Annotated in this window: 20 protein-coding genes; 9 read left to right on the plus strand and 11 right to left on the minus strand. The window is 62.7% G+C overall.

All coding sequences use genetic code 11. From position 1 onward, the window contains the following. Positions 1-64: 64 nt before the first annotated feature. The 3 genes from GOB93_RS02240 to GOB93_RS02250 form a co-directional block, all read right to left on the minus strand. The gene (locus GOB93_RS02240) at positions 65-496 is read right to left on the minus strand and encodes a hypothetical protein (protein WP_173581891.1); all 432 of its coding nucleotides are present in this window, start codon (positions 494-496) and stop codon (positions 65-67) included. Further along, positions 493-1542, minus strand: coding sequence for a VOC family protein (locus GOB93_RS02245; protein ID WP_242010478.1), 1050 nt, complete (start codon positions 1540-1542; stop codon positions 493-495). The genes GOB93_RS02240 and GOB93_RS02245 overlap by 4 nt, the downstream gene beginning before the upstream one ends. A 313-nt stretch (positions 1543-1855) precedes the next feature. Beyond that, positions 1856-2134 carry a sulfurtransferase TusA family protein gene (locus GOB93_RS02250; RefSeq protein ID WP_173582013.1) on the minus strand — a complete coding sequence of 93 codons (279 nt, stop codon included), beginning with the start codon at positions 2132-2134 and terminating at the stop codon, positions 1856-1858. Between the two features lie 280 nt (positions 2135-2414). Here GOB93_RS02250 and GOB93_RS02255 point away from each other — a divergent pair, with 280 nt between their 5' ends. From GOB93_RS02255 to GOB93_RS02270, 4 genes are all read left to right on the plus strand, one after another. Then, positions 2415-2915: a Fur family transcriptional regulator gene (locus tag GOB93_RS02255; protein WP_338422279.1), complete on the plus strand. Its 501-nt coding sequence runs from the start codon at positions 2415-2417 to the stop codon at positions 2913-2915. Continuing rightward, entirely contained in the window at positions 2912-3760 is an 849-nt protein-coding gene (locus GOB93_RS02260; RefSeq protein ID WP_173581893.1) for a GNAT family N-acetyltransferase, read from the plus strand. The genes GOB93_RS02255 and GOB93_RS02260 overlap by 4 nt, the downstream gene beginning before the upstream one ends. Before the next feature lie 23 nt (positions 3761-3783). Continuing rightward, positions 3784-5391 carry an apolipoprotein N-acyltransferase gene (gene lnt / locus GOB93_RS02265; RefSeq protein ID WP_173581894.1) on the plus strand — a complete coding sequence of 536 codons (1608 nt, stop codon included), beginning with the start codon at positions 3784-3786 and terminating at the stop codon, positions 5389-5391. 92 nt (positions 5392-5483) lie between these two features. Further along, complete coding sequence (locus tag GOB93_RS02270; RefSeq protein WP_173581895.1) at positions 5484-5966, plus strand: helix-turn-helix domain-containing protein; 483 nt, start codon at positions 5484-5486, stop codon at positions 5964-5966. Positions 5967-6077: 111 nt separating this feature from the next. Here the strand turns inward: GOB93_RS02270 and GOB93_RS02275 are convergent, their stop codons facing one another. After that, entirely contained in the window at positions 6078-6320 is a 243-nt protein-coding gene (locus GOB93_RS02275) for a hypothetical protein (RefSeq protein WP_173581896.1), read from the minus strand. Between the two features lie 116 nt (positions 6321-6436). Beyond that, complete coding sequence (locus GOB93_RS02280; RefSeq protein WP_173581897.1) at positions 6437-6787, minus strand: hypothetical protein; 351 nt, start codon at positions 6785-6787, stop codon at positions 6437-6439. 413 nt (positions 6788-7200) lie between these two features. Here GOB93_RS02280 and ssb point away from each other — a divergent pair, with 413 nt between their 5' ends. Further along, entirely contained in the window at positions 7201-7749 is a 549-nt protein-coding gene (gene ssb, locus GOB93_RS02285) for a single-stranded DNA-binding protein (RefSeq protein WP_173581898.1), read from the plus strand. 183 nt (positions 7750-7932) lie between these two features. Here the strand turns inward: ssb and GOB93_RS02290 are convergent, their stop codons facing one another. Next, positions 7933-9369: an autotransporter strand-loop-strand O-heptosyltransferase gene (locus GOB93_RS02290; protein ID WP_173581899.1), complete on the minus strand. Its 1437-nt coding sequence runs from the start codon at positions 9367-9369 to the stop codon at positions 7933-7935. Between the two features lie 118 nt (positions 9370-9487). After that, a complete protein-coding gene (locus GOB93_RS02295) occupies positions 9488-10171 on the minus strand; it encodes a hypothetical protein (protein WP_173581900.1) in 684 nt (227 codons plus the stop codon). Positions 10172-10315: 144 nt separating this feature from the next. Here GOB93_RS02295 and GOB93_RS02300 point away from each other — a divergent pair, with 144 nt between their 5' ends. Beyond that, positions 10316-11170, plus strand: a complete 855-nt coding sequence (locus GOB93_RS02300; RefSeq protein ID WP_173581901.1) for an EcsC family protein — start codon at positions 10316-10318, stop codon at positions 11168-11170. A 182-nt stretch (positions 11171-11352) separates the two neighbouring features. Here the strand turns inward: GOB93_RS02300 and GOB93_RS02305 are convergent, their stop codons facing one another. Together GOB93_RS02305 and GOB93_RS02310 are read right to left on the minus strand one after the other, a co-directional pair. Beyond that, positions 11353-11505 carry a hypothetical protein gene (locus GOB93_RS02305; protein ID WP_173581902.1) on the minus strand — a complete coding sequence of 51 codons (153 nt, stop codon included), beginning with the start codon at positions 11503-11505 and terminating at the stop codon, positions 11353-11355. 47 nt (positions 11506-11552) lie between these two features. Further along, entirely contained in the window at positions 11553-12527 is a 975-nt protein-coding gene (locus GOB93_RS02310; protein ID WP_173581903.1) for a 2-hydroxyacid dehydrogenase, read from the minus strand. Between the two features lie 247 nt (positions 12528-12774). Here GOB93_RS02310 and aat point away from each other — a divergent pair, with 247 nt between their 5' ends. From aat to GOB93_RS02325, 3 genes are all read left to right on the plus strand, one after another. After that, on the plus strand, positions 12775-13446 hold the full coding sequence (aat, locus tag GOB93_RS02315; RefSeq protein WP_173581904.1) for a leucyl/phenylalanyl-tRNA--protein transferase: 672 nt from the start codon (positions 12775-12777) through the stop codon (positions 13444-13446). 139 nt (positions 13447-13585) lie between these two features. Next, positions 13586-14290, plus strand: a complete 705-nt coding sequence (locus tag GOB93_RS02320; protein WP_173581905.1) for a DUF4412 domain-containing protein — start codon at positions 13586-13588, stop codon at positions 14288-14290. Between the two features lie 13 nt (positions 14291-14303). Then, positions 14304-14948, plus strand: a complete 645-nt coding sequence (locus tag GOB93_RS02325; RefSeq protein ID WP_173581906.1) for a hypothetical protein — start codon at positions 14304-14306, stop codon at positions 14946-14948. Between the two features lie 84 nt (positions 14949-15032). Here the strand turns inward: GOB93_RS02325 and GOB93_RS02330 are convergent, their stop codons facing one another. Continuing rightward, positions 15033-15467 (minus strand): hypothetical protein, encoded by a 435-nt coding sequence (locus GOB93_RS02330; RefSeq protein ID WP_173581907.1) that lies wholly within the window; start codon positions 15465-15467, stop codon positions 15033-15035. A gap of 89 nt (positions 15468-15556) precedes the next feature. Then, positions 15557-16090, minus strand: a complete 534-nt coding sequence (locus tag GOB93_RS02335) for an SH3 domain-containing protein (RefSeq protein ID WP_173581908.1) — start codon at positions 16088-16090, stop codon at positions 15557-15559. Positions 16091-16306 lie beyond the last annotated feature (216 nt).

The following is a 16306-nucleotide window of genomic DNA, read 5'->3' on the forward strand; positions in this document are numbered from 1 at the left end:
TACAGCAGATAAGCCCGGCGAACGGATCCCTCAGGCCGCCGGAACGAGCCGCCGCCAGGCCACGTCAGTGGCCACCACGACCGCCGCCGCCGCCATGACCTCCGCCACCGCCGCCGTGGCCACCACCGCCACCCGGCCCACCGCCATGGCCGCCACCAGGACCCCCGCCGCCACCGGGGCCGCCATGACCACCACCGCCAGGCCCGCCGCCGTGACCGCCCATACCACCGGGACCACCCCGGCCACCCGGTCCGCCGCCACGGAAGCCACCACCTCCACCGCGGAAGCCACCACCACCACGGGGACCGCCGCGCCACGGACCAACGCCATAACCGGGTCCCCAGCCACCCCAGCCGCCGTTCCAGCCGCCGTCATAGCCATAATACCCGCCATAGCCACCATAGCCGTAGCCATCATCGTAGGCGCAGCCTGAAAGAAGGCATGTCACGCCGAGGGCCGCGGCAAGAAGCAGTTTTCGGGGATGAAAGACGCTCATCGTGCTTCTCCGGCAACGGCTGGCACATGCCATTCCATGATCCCGAACACCGCTCCGGCCGGATCGGCGACAATGGCGATCATACTGTCGTTCCGGTCCAGGTGCGGCTCGACAAGCACACGCCCGCCAAGCTGCGAAACCTTCTCCGCCGCGGCGCCGACGCTGTCGACCTGGACAAAGTTCATCCATCGCGCCGGAGCGGATGCGGGAAGCCGGGGCGGCAGCGGATTGACGGTCGCACGATCATAATTCTGCGATTCCAGAACGTAACGGCTCTCACCGGACTCGTCCTGGCCCCCTTCGACCTGATAGCTGAACAGCTTCTGATAGAAACCGGCCGCATTCGCCGGAATGCCGGTCAGCAGCGCGCTCCAGATCCATTCCCCCTGAACGGTGGGTGTATCCGTATCAGCCGGATCGCCGCTGGCGGAACGGATCGCGACAAAGATGCCGCCCTGCGGATCGGCAATGATCGCCTCCCGGCCAAGCCCCGGAATATCTTTGGGACTGAACAGGATTTTCCCGCCCCAGCCCTGCGCCGCCCGGGCAAGAGCATCGGTGTCGGCAGTCGAGATGAAGGGCAGCCAGACCGGCTCATGTCGCGGACGATCTCCGGACGGCAGCGGCTGTTCCACAAACCCCGCGACATTATGCCCGCCCGCCATCGCCTGAGCGTAATGCCCGCGCGAGACACGGACATCCCGGAAGGTCCAGCCAAGCAGCGAGCCATAGAACGTCTTCGCCTGCGCAAGATCCGGCGTCGTCAGCTGTGCGTAAACGATCTTGCCAGGCAGGACGGAACTGACCGGAGGCGAGACGATGGGGGGAAGCGTATCCGCCGCCCGCGCATACGGAACCACAGCCCCGGACGTTCCGAAAAAAACAGCGAGAGCCAGGGCGCTTCCGGCCAGAGACGTTCCCGCTCCGGAAACTCCGCTCAGAGTCGTCCTGGGAAAAACAGTGAGCCCGGGAAAAACAGTGAGCGCAGCGCGACGCAGGCTCCGGAGAAGCGGGGAGGCCCCGGATGACGGGAAAGGGGACGGCAAGGCAAGCTCTCCTCTGGAACAGGACGCCGGGGCAGTCACAGGCTCAGCATCACGCCATATGAGGTCATTACGCACAAGTCATCGCGCGGTTGAGGTTCCGGATCGCAGCATTGCAATTTCCCGCAGGCACGTTCCGCCAGCAGAAGGCGCGCCTCCTGACCGGCCACGCGCTCCGGACAACGGGAGGAACCGGAGGGCAGGCGCATCACCGCCCGAACGGAGACCGGCAGACGTCACAAAACGGAGAGCATTCCCGGACCCCGACACCAGTATCCGCGCCCCTCTGCAAAACGCAGAACAGATCCGGCCGCCGTCACGCCTTGCGAATCAGAAGGATCGCCGTGCCGTCCGCCATTTCATCCTGAGACAGAAGCGTATGGCCCAGAGCCTCCGCTGAACGACGGACATTGCGCAGCGGCTCGGCGCCGCGCAGCGTCACCTGCAGCATATCGCCCGACGAAAGCCCGTCGAGCGCGAGGCGGGTCCGCACAAACGTCATCGGGCAGGTTTCGCCGGTAATGTCGAGCCGCCTGGCGGGTGCCGGCACACCGTCCGCCGCCGAAACCGCACATTTCGAAGCTGCATATGTCATGGTCATCAAACCGATCTCTCAGTCACCCTTCGCACAGCCGCACAGCCTCAGACGATGCATGAAACAGAAGCCACAATGCGCACTGATATTTCCTTTATGCCGTGAATGGGGCAGAATGGCGACGCTTTGCCTGTCAGGCAGCCGCGCCGTTGTCGATCGGCGTCGCTGAATGGCGGCCAAGTGGACAACATCTGGCCCAATCAGCTACGCGGAAGCGCATGTTCGTGAATACACAGGCAGCAGGACGCATGCCGTGACTCCGCCTCAGAATGCCTCCCTGATCCGCTCTGCCCGCCCCGCGAACGCGGCGGACACATCGGAATCCCGGATCGGTCGTCTTTGTGTGGAGCGCGGTCTCAAAATGACAGGACAGCGGCGCGTCATCGCCCGCGTGCTGTCGGATGCGGAAGACCACCCCGATGTGGAAGAACTCTATCGCCGGGCGTCGGAGCTCGATCCGCGCATCTCGGTGGCGACGGTGTACCGCACGGTCCGTCTCCTCGAGGAAAAGGGAATCCTTGAACGCCGGGATTTCGGCGGCGGCCGCGCCCGCTACGAAGCCAGCGAACACGGACGGCATTATCACCTGATCGACGTCGACAGCGGCAGGGTGACGGAATTCGAGGACGAAGAGCACGAGGCGCTCATGCGCCGGATCGCAGAACGCCTGGGATTCGAGCTCGTATCGATGCGCCTGGAGCTTTTCGGCCGCAAGCTGAAGGAAACGCCTCCCGCTTCCGCGCCTAAAAAGGCGAAACGGTCCAGAGGAAGCGCAAAATGAGCGCCGAAAAACCGCGAGGGGCAACGCTTTCCACGCTTGAGCTGCAGCGTGACGGCTTCCCGGAACTGCGCGGTGGCAATCTCGGCGTCCGGATCGCCTCGACGCCCGAGGAAATCGAGGCGGCGCAGGCGCTGCGTTATCGTGTGTTTTTCGAAGAGATGGGCGCCCATCCCGACGAACAGGCGCAGCGTCTGAAACGCGATGTCGATGAATTCGATGACTACGCCGACCATCTGCTGGTCATCGACCACGCCATTTCCTCCGGCCCGGAAGGAGTCGTCGGCACATACCGGCTTATGCAGGGCTCGGCCGCCGAAACGCTTGGCCGGTTCTACAGCGAAAGCGAATTCGATCTCTCGCCTCTGAAGGAATTCCCCGGAAAACTGCTTGAGGTCGGGCGTTCCTGTGTGGATTCGCGCTATCGCGGCCGCGCCGCGATGCAACTGCTCTGGCGCGGAATCGCCTCCTATATTTTCCTCTACCAGATCGACGTGCTGTTCGGCTGCGCAAGCCTGCCCGGAACAAATCCGGACGATGTCGCCGAGGAACTGACCTATCTCTACCACAACCACCTCGCGCCGCCGGCCCTGCGCGTCAGGGCGCTGCCGGAACGGCGCGTGGATATGCTGCGCTGTGATCCGCTCACCCTCGACCGCCGCCGCGTGCTGACGCGCCTGCCGCCGCTGATCAAAGGCTATCTCCGGCTCGGCGGCTATGTCGGGGACGGCGCCGTCGTCGATTACGGTTTCAACACGACCGACGTGGCCGTTCTCGTCAAAAGCGAACTGCTGGCCGATAAATATTATCGCCACTACGAGCGCCGTCTGCGCGACGCCCTCGACTGAGCGCGCCGCCATCTTTTCCGACTATGAGTGAGACCACCATTCCGGTGCTCCGGCGGGAAGACGCCGGCGATGACGCTGCCCGCGAGGAGAGACCCCGTCCTGTCTGGTGGCGGCGCGTCGCAGATGCGCTGAAACCGGCCGGATGGCCTCTCGCCGCAGGCGCGCTGGCGGCATGCGGCTTCCCGCCGCTGCATCTCATCCCCGTTCTGCCTGTCGCGTTCTTCCTCCTCATGCGGTCCGTCAGCCAGGCCCGCACAATGAAACAGGCAGCACTCGCCGGTTTCGCCTTCGGGCTCAGCCTGCACGCCGTCGGGCTGTACTGGCTGATCAACGCGGTCCTCATCCGGGCCAGTGACTTCTGGTGGTTCGTCCCGTTCCCTTCGCTGGGCTGCGCGCTGATTCTGGCCCCTTTCGCCGCTGTCCCCGCCGCATTGTGCCGTCTGGCGCCGGCCGGCTGGCGACGCGGCACCCTGTTCGCCGGCCTCTGGACGCTCTGCGACATGGCGCGTCTCTTCCTGTTCAGTGGATTCACGTGGAACCCGCTCGGCAGCGACTGGGCTTTCCACGGTCTGCCGGGCGATATCCTGATCCAGCCCGCCGCCTGGATCGGCGTCGATGGCCTCACCCTGCTCACTGTGCTCCTCGCGGTCCTCCTGCCTCTGGGCCGCCGCTTCGCCATGCTTTGCGGTATGGTGCTGCTCGTCTGGATCACCGCCGGCGCCATCCGTTTCCACGAAGTGGTCCGTAACGAAATCACAACCCGCGATCAGCCCGTGGTCGTGCTGGTCCAGGGAAACGTGGCCGAGAAGGACAAGATCAGCCGTAGCGACATTCAGGACGTGTTCGACCGCTATCTGCGCCTGACACAGCAGGGCGTCGCGACCGGCCTCGCCCTGGCGGCAAAAGCACCAGGCGCCGCGCCCCCCGTGGTCTATGTCTGGCCCGAGACGGCCTATCCCGGCATCCTGGAGGAAGACGGACTGAGCCGGACCGTGATCGCGCGGACCGCCGCCGGAGCCAGCGAAGGCATGATCGGCAGCCTCGGCACCGGACCGGACGGACACTGGCGGAACTCCGTTGTGGCCATCGACGGCGCGGGCCGTTTTCTCGGCCGCTACGACAAGGCCCGGCTGGTACCCTTCGGCGAGTATCAGCCGCCATTCCTCCCGCTTCAGGTCGTGCCGGGCGGCGGAATGACACCCGGTCCGGGACCGGTAAGCTGGCATCTGCCCGGTCTGTCCACCGCAGGCCCGCTGGTCTGTTATGAAGTGATTTTTTCCGGACATGTCGTGGACCGGAAAGACCGTCCGGACTGGCTGGTCAACGTGACCAACGATGCCTGGTACGGCAACAGCGCCGGCCCGCGCCAGCATCTCGCCGCCGTCCGCCTGCGCGCCGTCGAGGAAGGACTTCCTGTCGCGCGCGCGGCCAATACCGGCGTGACAATCGTCTATGACGCACGCGGACATGATATGGGCCGGCTGGGCTGGGGCACCGAAGGGACGCTGGTGCGGATAATGCCCCGCCCCTTGCCGCCGACTCTGTTCGCCCGCTTCGGACAGGCGATTCCGGCAGGACTTTGCCTGATTTCCATCGTTGTCGCCCTGACCCGACGCAGACAATTCTCATAAAGTCGATATTCGGTTAACAAACTCAGCTTCTGGTTGTATGTTAACCAATGATTACCTGTCTGGCGGTCTGACAGGGGCGACAGGAGTATCATATGGCCGGGGAAGAGAGCGCGACGCGCATCAGTGATCTCGACTCCCATGTCGGTGCCCGCATCCGTCTGCGCCGCACGATGCTCGGGATGTCGCAGGAGAAACTGGGTGAGGCGATCGGCCTGACGTTCCAGCAGATTCAGAAATACGAGCGTGGCGCCAATCGCGTCAGCGCCTCGCGCCTGTTCGACATCGCGAAGGTGCTCGATGTCCCGATCGGCTTCTTTTACGACGACATGCCGCTCGACCCCGCCGCGATCCCGCCGGTGTCGCCAGCCGTCGTAACGGGATTCGCGGAGGCCCAGCAAAGCTTCGGCGGTCCGCCCATGACCGCCCCGCCGTCATCGGCCTCTCTGGATGCCGGCGTCCTGAACCGGCGCGAGACTCTCGATCTCGTGCGGGCCTATTACCGGATTCCGGACACCGGAGTCCGCAAACGCGTGCTGGACCTTATCCGGTCGATGGCGCCAGCCGAAGAGACCTGACAGACCATTCTGTCAGTGGTTCTCTGAAGCCTTAAATGCCTGAAAAATTTCATAAAAAACTGATAATGCTACGTTTTTTGTATCCCAATCATCTGCGCAGTTCAGCCGGATTCAAAAAGCACCCCACAACAAACCTTTGAAAAATAAAAGTTTTTGGGTGCCGCCTTTTTTCAAAAAGGCGGCGTCTTCTGAATCTTCCTGAACAATACTCCACAAATAACAGGAAATTTCACAATCAGGCTTTTGCAACAGTCTCTGAGTTTCAAAAGCCCGTATAGTTTCCCGATCCGTCCGGCGCGACGTTTCGGGGATCGGCTGCAGTCCCTCAGATCTCCGGTTTGTTAAGAGCATCATGGGTTTGAGTCCGTGGGCGGAGCCGGTTTCGGGGCTTTGCCCCGAGCCCCACAAAGGGACACGGTCCCTTTGATCCCGGTTTGTTACAATACCCGGGATCTTAAACCGCTACATCATCAGCCGGGCGGGGGAGGCGGAACAGGCATCCAGTGCGTCGGCGTGGCGCGTGGCGCGGTCCGCCACTGCCGGTCCTGAACATCCCATTTGTCCAGCCAGACATAATCGCCCCGTCCCGTCATGCGGTGAAACAGCAGAACCGCACTCCCGTCCCGTGGCACGGATGTGATCGGACGCCAGAGATGGCCCACGAACGCATTCAGCGCGAGCTGCATCCGGGTGCGGTAATGCGTCTGCGCCTTGGGGTCGAGATCGTCCCAGGAAGCATCGCAGTAATCGTAATACGCCCGGGCCGCGCCTTCGAGCTGGTCCTGAGAAATAAGGTGACGGGTATCATGGCGCCGCGGCATGGCTGTCTGGCTCTCCTGGGGATGCGGTCCGCACCGGCGGACGATAAAAGTCCGCTTCTGGTCCTGGTTCCTGCGTCAGTGGCGAGAGCAGCCGGACCGCAATATCGCCACCAGAGCGCATTGCCTGACCGGGTATCGCCTCAATCATCAGACCGGATATGGCAGCGCCATACGGGACACGCAACGCGCGATGAGGAATTTCCAGTCGGCAGGGCGCCCTCCGGGCCGGAACAGTGCCCCGGTCTCCGGTGAACAACGCACCGATCTGTCCCGCTCCCGACCGCGCAACCAGGATCAGGAAAAGATTTTCTGCCAGAAATATCCGTGCCCAAGGTGTTTCGCCGTGACCTGGTCGAGCGAACCGTTTAGAGCCGGACGGGTAAATATTACTGGAATCGGAATGGGGGCCATCAATGGCAGGCAGTGTCAATAAAGTCATTCTGGTCGGAAATTTAGGCAAGGACCCTGAAATCCGTTCGAGTCAGAACGGACAGAAAATCGCCTCCTTCTCCGTCGCGACCAGCGACACATGGAATGACCGCGCATCGGGCGAGCGCCGCGAGCGCACCGAATGGCATCGCGTCGTCGTGTTCAACGAACGGCTGGCGGACGTGGTCGAGCGCTTCGTGAAAAAAGGCCGGAAAGTCTACCTCGAAGGCACGCTGCAGACCCGTAAATGGACGGATCAGTCCGGTCAGGAGCGATACACAACAGAAGTCGTGCTCGACCGGTTCCGTGGCGAACTGGTGCTTCTCGACGGCCGTGGCGGATCGGAAGGCGGCGAGGGCGGCGGATACAGCGGCGGTGGATCATATGGCGGAGGCACGCCGTCCGGCGGTGGCTATGGCGGCGGATCTTCAGCGCCGCGCCAGATTGGCGCACCCCGCGGCGGAGCGCCCGCATCACCCGGCGGCTGGGACGCACCGGGCGGCAGCGACCTCGACGACGAAATTCCGTTCTGAGTTCCGGGTTTCTGAGCCAGACGCGGCTGATCCGGAGATTTCCCGGCCAGAAATCTCCGGGTCACAGATCTCCGGACCAGAAATCTCCGCGTCAGAGTATCCCGCGCCGGAAGTTTCAGACAACAGCCCGGCCCGGCGAAAAACCGGCCGGGCTCCGGAATCCCGGACCCCGGCCAGCCATCCTCATGCGGGCTGGCGCGCCGGCGCCCTGACCCGCTTTCCGGATTTCGGAACCTCATCAGCCACGATCCCGGAGGATGTCTGAACAGGCTCCTTCACAGGAAAACCCGGAATCGTACGGATGACCCGCATGACATTCTCAACCGTGATGAGCCGGGTACATTCAAACTGACGCGGCGTGCCCGCATGGCGCGGACACCACAGAAAATCCTTGTGATCGAAGCGATGGGCCGGATCGTTCCAGCAGGAATTGCAGGAATGCCAGTTCACGACCCGCCATGGCGTATGGAATTCATTTGTCGGATGCGTGAAGCCCGAGATCATGACAACCCTGCAGCCCGCCGCCCAGGCCAGCCATGACAGGCCACTGGAAAGCCCGATGAAAAACTCCGCGTGACGCAGCCAGCGGACGCGCTCCGCAAGCGGCCGGTCTCCCGTCTGGTCCTCGGCGCCATGCGGGATCTGATTCCATACGATCCCCGCGCCATGAACCGGTTTCTGATCGATGCAGATAACCCGGTAGCCGCTGTCCCTGAGAAACCGGATGATCTGACGCCACCCGTCCGGATTGTTCCAGTATTTGCACTGGGAACTGCTCTGCGTCGCAATGCACACATACGGCTCTTCAATCGGCCGGGACGGATCGTCGTCCGCCGCCATCTCAGGACGCTCCTCGGTCGGATCGACGCCGAGAATATATCCCGCCGTCCGGTGCAGACCGACCAGCCGGAAATCGCTCGGCTGCCACACCGCGGCGGCATCATCGAAAAACAGGCCGAGCGTATAGGTGGCGTAAAATGTCTTCAGCACCTCTTCTTTTTCGACCTCTTCCGGTGACATGAACCGGATATGCGGATAGGCGCTCTCGAAAAGCGGGCTGATCAGCTTCGACATCGCGCAGGTCAGCCGGCAGCCATGCACGTCAGCAAAGCGCGCGACATAGGGAAACCAGCCCATCGTATCGCCCAGAGTGCCGACAGGAACCTGGATCAGCACGTCCCGGTCCCGGCAGTCGAGCTCGTGAGAAAAGACCTTTCCGGCCGCGTCGTACACTTCAATGCCAAAGCGGACATAAAACCGCTTGGCACTGTTGACCGTCGCCTTGCCGGCTTTCGTCTCGAACAGAATATTGCCGGTATCGAGATCGCGCAGCCTGATCGTCCAGGCCCCTTCCGGCAGCTGCACGCGGCACCCAAGGTTGAAATCAAACCGGATACCGGCAGGGCCGGACTGGGTCGGGACCGGTGCCGGCGGAACAAACGGACCCTTTTCAGCCTTTGCCTCGTCCGCCTGCGGTTCCGTCGTTCCGGCTCCGCCAGAACTGTTTTCCCCGGACCCCGCGCCGGAAATATCTGTGTCAGAAATGTCTGTGCCGGAGATGGAGGAAATCTCTCCGGTCGTCTGTCCCGTGTCCGGTCCCGGATTCTGTATTTCTGACATGCCGCTCTGATTGCCCGTTTATTTCATGCACTGGTCCTGCACGCCGAAACCGCAGGATGAATGGAAGTCGATTCAAATCTGTTGCAGGGCAGGAAATCAGAGCACCGGGCTTAAAGGTTTACGGCTCTCCCGCCGCACCCCATGCACCCGTCGCGTCACGTCCCTTTCCCGGCTGCCCACCATAAGTATCGTAGGTGAACGAACCGTTATACGGCGGCGTAACCGGTGTATCGACCCGCACAGGCACACCGAAAATATCGAACTGCCGGGCCGTTGAACTGGCCGATCTCGGCATCTGCTGCGCATCGACCATCGTGCGGCTGCTCGTGGGCCTGACCGCCAGAACGGCATCGGAATGCGCCGCAAGCGTAACATCGAAATCTTCCACCGGCTCGTAGCCCGGCGGCGGAGGCGGCGCCGTTTCCTGTGACTCCAGTGATTTGGGCGCATCCGTCTGTGCCGCCGGTGCCGCAGCGGCTGTGCTGCGACCGTATCGACCGGAACGGCGCGTATGTCCGGATTTCTGTGTTCCGGAAAGATCCGAACTCTGCGACAGGGACGTGTCGGTCGGCCGGAGAGCCGGCTCCGCCGCCCGCGCGGCAGCCGGAAACGCCATACCGCCGGCAGTCGTGCCGACGCTCAGTGCGGCAATGACTGCAATGCCGGGTAGTGATTTTTTCATGGATCGACCCGCTGTACTCATCAGGGAGACAAAAGAACCCGGTTCCCGGAACGCCCGCCGGAAGCTGGTGGAGCAACGCGCCGCAACCGGGAGCGCCGTAACAGATGATGCGTGGAACATGGCGACCCTCCTCAGCGTTCCATAACAGAGTCGAACGCGCAACGCTTGCGGTCAATGAGTGTTTCCGCGAACCTGTCATGGTCTGGCGCGCTATTCATCATAAGCGCCGGATAAGCGCCAGTGTGACACAGGACGACAAGCACAATGACACCAGTTACGGGAAGCCAGCTCGCTCCGCTGGCTCTGACAGACGGGCAGATCATGGAGCTCGAACGCGCTCTGAACCAGGTCGAGGCAGGGCGCGGAGTACTGGTCCGGCTGGCGGATCTGATGGGCGGCGCCGTCGGCCACGCAACCCGTCTCGGAATGCGCGGCCTCGGCATGACACCGGCCGTTCAGGACAAACTGCGTGGAATCGCCGAAACCGCGATCACACGCGCTTTCGACGTGGCCGTCCTGGGACTCACAGGGCCATCCGACACCCCGCGCCCGGCAGAAACCGGGGAAGACAACATTGTTCCGGGAAAAATCCGCGACCGCGCATTGCAGGCCGCCGTTGCGGTCTCCGGAGCCGTCGGCGGCTTCGCCGGCGTCATCGGACTCGCTCCCGATGTCGGTTTCACCACGCTGACGATCATGCGCGAAATCGCCCGTATCGCACGCGAGGAAGGCGAGGATCTCTCAACTCCCGATGCGCGGCGGGCCTGTCTTGAAGTCTTCGCGCTGAAAGCATTCCCGAATATCGGCGAAGGGCGCGAGAGCGAACTCGGTTACTTCTCGGCCCGCACCGTGCTGCGCGGCCGCCCGGTCGTCATGCTGATCTCCGAAGTCGCCTCCCATTACGGACTCGCACTCGGACACAAGCTTTCACTGCAACTCATGCCGGTCGCGGGAGCGCTGTGCGGCGCATCGCTGAATGCCGCCTTCCTCGCTCATTACCAGGCGCTTGCCCGGGCTCATTTCACCATCCGCCGCCTTGAGCGCCAGCATGGCCCGGTCGTCCGCGACACAGCCGTCGCGCTGCGGGACGAGGCCGTCGCCCGGGCACGACCCGACTGACATCAGAGCACAGTCCGCCGGAGCGAAATGTCCGGTCGCGTCCCGATACGACGATGTGACGCACGACAATGTGATACAGAATGACGCAGCCGCGACATTGCCCGGCTCTGTGTTCAGTTGCGGCCCCGCCGAATGACCGGCTTATACGGCTGCCCGGCCATCCGTCACCCGGTTCGCTGCTATCAGGCCTCGCGCACCGCGATCCATGCGGAAAACAGCCCGAGTATCGTGTAGATCACCATCACCACAGATGCCGCCGGCGCATAATGCGGCGCCGCCAGACCGATGACCGCCGCCACGGCAATGCCGGTGAGCGATGTCGCAAGCATGTGCATCCGGACAAACTCCTTTCGGTAACGCGATTATGCGGCCTGTGCAGCCCTCACGCCGTGACAGGCGTAAGCAGCGGCCTGTTCTCAACTCTGGCCAGGACATTGTCGAGCGCAAGCATCCCCATGGCGGTGCGCGTCTCGATCGTGGCGCTGCCGACATGCGGCGTCATGAACACATTCGGCTCAGCCAGCAGGCGCGGGTCCGGGTTCGGTTCATTGCGGCATACATCGAGCCCCGCACCGAAGAGATGGCCGCTGTCCAGCGCCGCGATCAGCGCGTCCTCATCGACGAGAACGCCCCGCGCGGCATTCACGAAAACCGCCCCCTTCGGAAGCAGCGCAAGCGTCTCCGCATTGATCAGCGAGGCCGATTCCGGATTGCCGGGAAGATGCAGCGACAGAATCTGGCAGTGCGGGAGCATGTCCCGAAGGTCCGCGAACCAGGTGGCGCCGTGTTCATCCTGCGGATCAAGGCGACGGCGGTTATGATACAGCACCTTCATGTCGAAGCCCTTCGCCCGCTTCGCCACGGCCTGACCGATCCGGCCCATCCCGATAATGCCCAGCGTCTTGCCACTCACCCGGACCCCGAGCAGCTCATCCATGGCGAGCGTATGGCCCCAGCCATTCCGCATGATCTCAGTATAGGCTTTCACCCGGCGGGCTGCCGCGATGATCAGCATCATCGCCAGATCCGCATTGCAGTCGGTCAGCACATCCGGCGTGTTGGTCACGGCAATGCCACGATCCAGAATGGCCTTCACATCCAGATGATCGAGGCCGACGCTCACAGTGGCCACGATGCGCACGCTGTCCGGTATCCGCGCCACATCCGCGCCCCTGATCGCCGCATGATGCGTCACCAGAAGTCCTTCCGCCTTCCGTTCCGCCGCCAGCCGGAAAACCTCATCAGTGGAAAGCGGCGTCTCCGGCACCGGCGGCGCGTCGAACGCGCTGGCGATCCGATCTTCAACAGGCTGAGGCAGGCGTACGCTGCGAACGATACGGGGACGATTTACGGACATGAACAGCTCCGGTCTGGCAAATACATCGGAAAACCTGCCGCCATCATAGGCAGCAGACAATCAGCGTCGCAAACGATCCCGAAGGCCAGTCGTTGCGAAAGTGACGAAAGACCCGGACCGGACGGCGATCTGCAAAAACGGACATCGTGAAGGAAGCAGATTCCAGGAAAAGCGGACACCGTGCAATCTGGTGTCGCAAAATGCACAACACGACGTTACATTAAAACATACTCATGACGGGGACCCGATGGCTGCCGATATGGTGCTGACACCGGATGTGATGCTGCGGGCTTATTCCGTCGGGCTGTTCCCGATGGGCAGCAGCGATCATCCGGGCCGTCTCGACTGGTACGATCCCGACCCGCGCGGCGTCATCCCGCTTTACGGTTTCCGTCTGCACCGGCGTCTCGCCCGTACGGCGCTCGGCAACACGTTCGAAATCACGGTGGACACCGCATTCGAAGAGACGATGCGTGCCTGCGCCGCCCCCGCGCCGGGCCGTGAGACAACCTGGATCACCGAAGACATCATCTCCCTCTTCTGCGCCCTGCACGAGGACGGTTTCGCCCACAGCGTGGAAACGCGCCGCGACGGCAGACTGGTCGGCGGCCTGTACGGCGTCGCCCTGGGCAGCGCCTTCTTCGGAGAGAGCATGTTCAGCCGGCAGACGGACGCCTCCAAGGTGGCTCTCGTGCATCTCGTCGCCCGGCTGCGTCTGGGTCATTATCATCTGCTCGACACACAGTTCGGCACGTCCCATCTGGCAGGATTCGGCGGAATCGAGATATCGGCATCCGAATACAAAGCCGCCCTGACGCGCACAATCAGAATGACGGCGCAGTGGGGACCGTTTTCCCGTGACGAGATCACCACCGAAATTCGCCGCATGCGCGAAGAGAGCCGGACACCCGAAGCCTGACGCGCCCGCCGGAAGCCCGGCCGCCGTCAGATCCTTGTTTTCGCAGTCGTTTTTATCCCGCCGGTCATTTCATCTCATCGGGAACTGCTCTAACGATAAAGCGATTAAAGGGAATGCAGCCGGGATGGGAGCCTCGCCGATGTTCAGAAACATGCTGTCCGGGGCGCCCGCCGCCATCAGACGAAATGCCTTCGGTCTGCTTTCATGCGTGGTCATCACAGCCGCCGCGCCGGCCGCATACGCCGAAGGCGATCATCCCCCCCTGATGCCCACACGGGACGCGGTCGTCACCTACAGCGTGCAGCCGGACGGAGCGCCGCAGAGTGAACAGGTGAAAGTCTGGTTCGCTGCCGAAGGTGCGCGGATGCGGATTGACTCGCCCGATGGCGCAGCATCCACCATTCTGAACCGGACAGCCCAGAGCGTCACCATCGTCCTGCATAAACAGCGCGTCTTCACTCAACTCGCCGATCGCAGCGGCGTCCGTAATCCGTTCCTGCTCGATGTATCGATGCAGTATACGAAAAACGGCCACGAAACGGTCGCCGGGATCGACTGTACGCGCTGGACCGTCACCTCGGATAAAGGCCGGGCCAGTGCCTGCGTGACCGATAACGGACTGATTCTCAGCGAGGACGGCGTCGATTCGGACGGGCTCAAAGGCCGCCTGACAGCACTTTCCGTCAGCTATGAGACCATTCCGTCCTCGGAATTCGATCCGCCCGCCGGATATCAGGAAGTTCAGCATCATCGCGTCAGCCAGGGCCACGCACCGGCAGGACCGGTCCTGGGACCGGAAGGCGCGACGGCACCTGCTCCCGCCGCAACGCCGTCCACTCCCTGAGACCGCCTGCGAAATGAGTTACGGAAAACTCCGTCCGGCAAAACTGTGTCCGCGACAACTGCGTCTGGCGGGCACGGTTCTGCTGGCCTCGCTGGGATGTGCGACCGGTATCTCCCGTGCCACGGCAGCGACAGAGGAGACGCCTCCGGCAGCCACCGCCACAGGCCCGCATGTCACGCCCTCCACGGATGTCGACGTGCGCTACGAAATGGCCTCGCCGGATGGCGGCCCTCCGGTACATCAGGAAATGCACTGGCAGGTCAGTTCTCTGCGTCAGCGTATCGATCCTGAAAATTCGACTGTCTATATGGTGACGTCCTGGCGCGACCACACGCTGACAGTCGTGGACACGCTCAGACACCGGCGCAGTCAGATGCCCGCGCCCGGCTCCGCGCTGACCCTGCCGGGGCAGGTGCCGGAAGGATCGTTCCAGCGCCTCGGAACAGATTTCGTCGCCGGCCAGTATTGCGTGAACTGGCGCACAACGGACCAGGACGGACGCCAGAGCGACGCCTGCTATACAGATGACGGCATCATGGTGCGCGTCACACAGCAGGGCAGGGTGATGGTCCAGGCCATCTCGGTCACGCGGACCCCCCAGGACGATGCGCTTTTCACGATCCCCGCCAGCTACCCGGAGGTGGCTCCGGCCCGTTAGAACCGGAGTCACAGAACAGGCCGCCGCGAGGAGCCCCCATTCTGACCGGCATCGGCCAGTATCACACGTAAAAGCAGGCCGCTCTCACAGGCCGTTCCACCCAGCGCCTGCTGAGGACAATACGTCACGGCGTGACCAGACGCGTAACCCCAGCGCATCATGTTCGCATCCGGTCTGTTTTCCCTGCCGCGAACCGTTCTCTTTCCGGCGAAGTAACGCTGCGAAACTCTGAGAGGGTATTTCACGATAAGCATTTGAAAGAAAATAATAAAAGTTTTCTGGTGCCGCCTTTTTTAAAGACGGCGTCTTCCGAAGCTTTCTGAAAGGCGTCGGGATCCCTTCATCCCTTTTAATTAACAAACCGGGCTCAAAGGGACCCCGTCCCTTTGTGGGGTTCGGGGCAAAGCCCTGAAAAGCCATCTCGTCTGTATTCACAAAGTATATAAACGCCTTCTGAAAAAGCTTCAGAAAGAAACGTCCCGATAATTTACAGGAGGCTTCACAGGCAGACTTCTGCAACAGTCTTTCAGGCCCCGGACGCCCCGGATTCCACCGTCGTCCTCATCACCCCGGACAAGAACGACGGCCATACATATTTACCAGTATACTTACCGGCCAGGCCCGCCTCCGGGTCCCCGTCCGCCGCGTTCCCCCGGTCCGCCACGATCACCGCCCCGTACCGGTCCGCCGCCCCATCTGTCACGGCTGGAGAACCAAGGCTCGCGCCGGTAATACCGGCCCCAGTATGAGTCGAAAGTAAACGGAATCAGCGGGAGGCCAAGCATCGCGCCATACTGCACCGGCGATCCCATCATGCCGTTATAGGCGAACTGAAGCGCCGGTCCGGGTGCCCAGCCGCGCAGAGGACCGGCAGAGACATCGCACCAGCCCCAGCCGCTGAGGCAACCCCAGGTCACCACCTGCATCCCCGGCGGCATCGTGCCGACAAGCGGATAGTTTACACCGGGGCCGGAATAGAGGTAACCGCCTCGCGGAATGAAACCCGGACGCTGCGCCGCGGCATCGCCTGGAAGAGCGGTCAGCGCCGTGACCGAAACGGCCGCAACCAGCGCCGGAACACGAAAAGCGCGCAGCCCGGAGCGCCGCTGCGCCGACGGGGTCTTGCTGAGGGATTCTGTCATGCGTGTATCTCGTTATTCTGAAGAATCAGACCGGCTTCCGGCCCGACACCACCCTATCCTGCCACGAAATACGGCGGAACAATGAACAGTACTTTCGCTTTCCCCTGTGTGACCGCGTGCGCTTCCATGTTAGGACAATCCGAGACCGAAACGGGTGACAGCCCGTTCCGCCACACCAGAGCCAGGGACAGAGACGGCGCTTCAGTGACAGGCTGT

Origin of the sequence: Acetobacter musti (genome assembly GCF_011516835.1) — a bacterium.
Taxonomy (GTDB): domain Bacteria; phylum Pseudomonadota; class Alphaproteobacteria; order Acetobacterales; family Acetobacteraceae; genus Acetobacter; species Acetobacter musti.

Bases quoted from the DNA above. Each gene is read 5' to 3' on its own strand.
- GOB93_RS02240 (WP_173581891.1), bottom strand. From the start codon at position 496: ATGAGCGTCTTTCATCCCCGAAAACTGCTTCTTGCCGCGGCCCTCGGC.
- GOB93_RS02250 (WP_173582013.1), bottom strand. From the start codon at position 2,134: ATGACATATGCAGCTTCGAAATGTGCGGTTTCGGCGGCGGACGGTGTG.
- GOB93_RS02260 (WP_173581893.1), top strand. From the start codon at position 2,912: ATGAGCGCCGAAAAACCGCGAGGGGCAACGCTTTCCACGCTTGAGCTG.
- lnt (WP_173581894.1), top strand. From the start codon at position 3,784: ATGAGTGAGACCACCATTCCGGTGCTCCGGCGGGAAGACGCCGGCGAT.
- GOB93_RS02270 (WP_173581895.1), top strand. From the start codon at position 5,484: ATGGCCGGGGAAGAGAGCGCGACGCGCATCAGTGATCTCGACTCCCAT.
- GOB93_RS02275 (WP_173581896.1), bottom strand. From the start codon at position 6,320: ATGATGCTCTTAACAAACCGGAGATCTGAGGGACTGCAGCCGATCCCC.
- GOB93_RS02280 (WP_173581897.1), bottom strand. From the start codon at position 6,787: ATGCCGCGGCGCCATGATACCCGTCACCTTATTTCTCAGGACCAGCTC.
- ssb (WP_173581898.1), top strand. From the start codon at position 7,201: ATGGCAGGCAGTGTCAATAAAGTCATTCTGGTCGGAAATTTAGGCAAG.
- GOB93_RS02290 (WP_173581899.1), bottom strand. From the start codon at position 9,369: ATGTCAGAAATACAGAATCCGGGACCGGACACGGGACAGACGACCGGA.
- GOB93_RS02295 (WP_173581900.1), bottom strand. From the start codon at position 10,171: ATGTTCCACGCATCATCTGTTACGGCGCTCCCGGTTGCGGCGCGTTGC.
- GOB93_RS02300 (WP_173581901.1), top strand. From the start codon at position 10,316: ATGACACCAGTTACGGGAAGCCAGCTCGCTCCGCTGGCTCTGACAGAC.
- GOB93_RS02305 (WP_173581902.1), bottom strand. From the start codon at position 11,505: ATGCACATGCTTGCGACATCGCTCACCGGCATTGCCGTGGCGGCGGTC.
- GOB93_RS02310 (WP_173581903.1), bottom strand. From the start codon at position 12,527: ATGTCCGTAAATCGTCCCCGTATCGTTCGCAGCGTACGCCTGCCTCAG.
- aat (WP_173581904.1), top strand. From the start codon at position 12,775: ATGGCTGCCGATATGGTGCTGACACCGGATGTGATGCTGCGGGCTTAT.
- GOB93_RS02320 (WP_173581905.1), top strand. From the start codon at position 13,586: ATGTTCAGAAACATGCTGTCCGGGGCGCCCGCCGCCATCAGACGAAAT.
- GOB93_RS02325 (WP_173581906.1), top strand. From the start codon at position 14,304: ATGAGTTACGGAAAACTCCGTCCGGCAAAACTGTGTCCGCGACAACTG.
- GOB93_RS02335 (WP_173581908.1), bottom strand. From the start codon at position 16,090: ATGACAGAATCCCTCAGCAAGACCCCGTCGGCGCAGCGGCGCTCCGGG.